A 3,179-nucleotide genomic window follows, 5' to 3' on the forward strand; every position below is an offset into this window, starting at 1 on the left:
AGATCGTAAGGTATTAAGGTGGTTATAGCGTTGGGGATCCACCTCTTCCCATTCCGAACAGAGAAGTTAAGCCCAACCGCGTCGATGGTACTGCGTAAAAGTGGGAGAGTAGATAGCCGCCGTTTTAGAAGTCAGTCAAAGCTGAAAGAAAGAGAAGGAGTCAGTCCGAAGGGATTTGACTCCTTTTTTGTATCCGTTAGATCTTTAGAAAGAATTCCTTGATTCCCTTTATTAATTCCGGTTTACGGATAATCCTGTTTAGTTCTTGATGTGATTCACTTAATCTGATTCTAAAAATGTTGTATATTGGAAATTATTGGTAGCGTACAGCTGTTCCTGCGGCAGTAACCATCAGCATGCTTCCATTTCCTCCTACGGTTTCGTAGTCCAGGTCAATAGCGATTACAGCGTTAGCACCCATCTGTGCCGCATGATCGCTCATTTCTTTCAAGGCGGTTTCTTTCGCCTCTCGTAATACGCTTTCGTAAGAACCTGCACGTCCTCCGACAATATCCCGGATGCCTGCGAAAAAATCTTTGAATACATTTGCTCCGATGATCGTTTCACCGGATACGATTCCGAAGTACTGGGTAATTTCTTTTCCTTCAATCGTGTTAGTTGTTGTAAGTAACATAGCTTTTTAATTTAATCGTTTAGGGACAAATATAAGATAAAGGGCGAACCAGTGTACTGATCCGCCCTTTGTTTTTATGTTTCTTTATATGAATTTACTTTACCGGTTGATCGGCCATGATAAATTCCAGCTTGCCGCCTTTTATGATGTCGTTGTGGCTGATGAACGGGGTGTCTAAGATTTTGCCGTTCAGTTTAACTTCTTTGACGTATTTGTTGGCTGCACTGTTGTTCTTTACCTGGATTTCGAATATGCCGCCTTTTACATGAATAAGCGCTTTGTCGATCATCGGACGGCCCAATGTATAGACCGGAATGCCCGGAGCAACCTGATAAATGCCTAACGCACTCATCACATACCATGCGGACATCTGTCCGCAGTCTTCATTCCCGATGATGCCGTCCGGCTCGTTGGTGTAGAAATTCTGCATAATCTGGTCCAGGCGTTCTTGCCCTTTCCAAGGAGCATCCGTCCAGTTATAGAGATAAGCCATGTGATGGCTTGGTTCGTTACCGTGAGCATATTGGCCGATCAGGCCGGTAATATCGCCGGAGGCTTCTTCTCCGTCAACCTGGGAAGAGGTGGTGAACAATGTGTCCAAACGCGTTTCCAGTTCCTTCTTACCGCCGATTGTTTCGATGAAGTTGTCCATATCATGCGGTGCAAAGAAACTCCACTGAAAGGCATTTCCTTCGGTATAATCGCTCTTCATGTGGGAAGAATAACGAGGGTTGAACGGTGTACGGAAAGAACCGTCACCCATCACTCCGCGCATCATCTTGGTCTCCGGGTCTAAATAGCGCTTATAATATTCAGCCTTTGCTGCGTATTCTTCGGCCAGTTTCGTATTACCTGCTTTAGCGGCGATCTGGGAGATACACCAGTCATAGTAGGCCATCTCCAGTCCCCAGGAAACAGATTCAGGAACCGAGTCGGCCGGGACAAAGCCATACTTTTCCTTATAATAGGGGTGGCGGGTAATCAAATCCAGTTCACGCGTCCCTTTGAACTTCTCTGCCAGATCGTCTCGGTAGACCGAAGAACGGGCCCCTGCTTCAGCCCAAACACTCAGGTCACCTTCTGCCAGGTCTTTAGTCACTAAGTCCGCCAGCACAGAGACCGCCGGATACCCTACCATGCAACCTGTATAGCTGGAAGCTAACGGCCATTTTGGAAGGATTCCTCCTTCTTTATATCCTTGTACGAGTACTTTTCCCCAGTCGGCAGCCCGTTCCGGTTGGATGATCGTCATCAGCGGATGCAAGGCGCGGAAAGTGTCCCAGAGCGAGAAGACAGAATAGTTTACATACCCCGGTTCCGCCCGGTGCACCTTCTTGTCCATCCCTAAATAGCGCCCGTCCACATCCTGATAGGCATAAGGCGCGATCATAGTATGATAGAGAGCCGTGTAGAAGTTCACCATCACTTTCGGATCGGAACTTTCAATCTGGATGTCGTTTAAAGCCTTGTTCCAAATATGTGCGGATTCGGCTCGTGTAGCGTCGAAATCCCATCCCGGCAGTTCGGCCAGCATATTCTTCTCCGCACCGTCCGTATCGACAGGAGAGATCGCCACTTTTACATACAGCGGTTTGTCGCTCTCCGCAAATTTGTAATGGAATTTCAGGTCGCCCGGAGTGTTGAGACGTAAGAATAAGGAATCCTTCCGTAAATTCCCGTCGATATACTGGTATAGCGTTTCGATCGGTTCCGAGAACGTGATCCGGTAAGAGACGGAATGGAAATGAGCCCATCCTTGTGTCTTGACGGTCCCTTCCACTGTCGAATCGTTTACAAAAAGATATTCGTTCCCTACTAACTTATGTCCCCAGTTCGGTTGCAGCACATGGCCGAGATCGAGAAGGACGCGGCGGTCCTTCGGATTATCGTATGTGTATTTATGGAATCCGACACGGTCCGTACTGGTCAGCTCCACATCGATCCCGAAATTGTCGAGACGCACCGCATAATAACCCGGCGTCGCTTTCTCCGTCTCCTTTTTGAAGGTCGCTACCGGCTTGATCGAGTCGCCACCGGAGAAAGGCAGGACCGCCACATCTCCCAAGTCGCCGATACCCGTACCCGATAGGTGCGTATGGCTGAAAGCGTATATCTGGTTATCGTCATAATGATATCCGCTGCTGGCATCCCAGCCCATGATATGCGTATCGGGGCTGACCTGTACAAGTGCAAACGGACGGGTAGCACCGGGAAAAGTATGCCCGTGAAACCCCGTTCCGATAAATGGGTTCACATACTGGATCTCATCGCGTAGTCGTTCCTCGCCGGACGGTTGGCTGCAGGCTGTCAAAAGTCCAAGTGCCGCAGCCTGAAGGAATAGGATTGTTTTCTTCATGTTATATTATCTGTGTTTTATCTCCTAAACGAATAAATTATTATTTTTGACTTTACAAACTTAGAAAAAATCTCTGGAATAACCTCGAAAAACGGGTGAAATGACACTAAACGACTTAATATCAGAGTTGTTACGGTGTCAAATGATGACAAGCCGAAAAAGCGGAAAACGCAAAGAAAAGCGGATTTA

Annotated in this window: 2 protein-coding genes and 1 rRNA gene; 1 reads left to right on the forward strand and 2 read right to left on the reverse strand. The window is 47.6% G+C overall.

Annotated features, from left to right (window positions below; all coding sequences use genetic code 11):
* Nucleotides 1–14: 14 nt before the first annotated feature.
* A 5S ribosomal RNA gene (gene rrf / locus ACW6QF_RS18015) occupies nt 15–125 on the forward strand.
* A 188-nt stretch (nt 126–313) separates the two neighbouring features.
* Here rrf and ACW6QF_RS18020 read toward each other — a convergent pair.
* Entirely contained in the window at nt 314–634 is a 321-nt protein-coding gene (locus tag ACW6QF_RS18020; protein WP_298549098.1) for a YbjQ family protein, read from the reverse strand.
* Between the two features lie 94 nt (nt 635–728).
* On the reverse strand, nt 729–2,990 hold the full coding sequence (locus ACW6QF_RS18025; protein ID WP_456088812.1) for a GH92 family glycosyl hydrolase: 2,262 nt from the start codon (nt 2,988–2,990) through the stop codon (nt 729–731).
* Between the last annotated feature and the right edge of the window lie 189 nt (nt 2,991–3,179).

The sequence above is a fragment of the Parabacteroides sp. genome (genome assembly GCF_977054455.1).

Coding starts and splice junctions, on each gene's coding strand:
- ACW6QF_RS18020 (WP_298549098.1), bottom strand. CDS start 634: ATGTTACTTACAACAACTAACACGATTGAAGGAAAAGAAATTACCCAG.
- ACW6QF_RS18025 (WP_456088812.1), bottom strand. CDS start 2,990: ATGAAGAAAACAATCCTATTCCTTCAGGCTGCGGCACTTGGACTTTTG.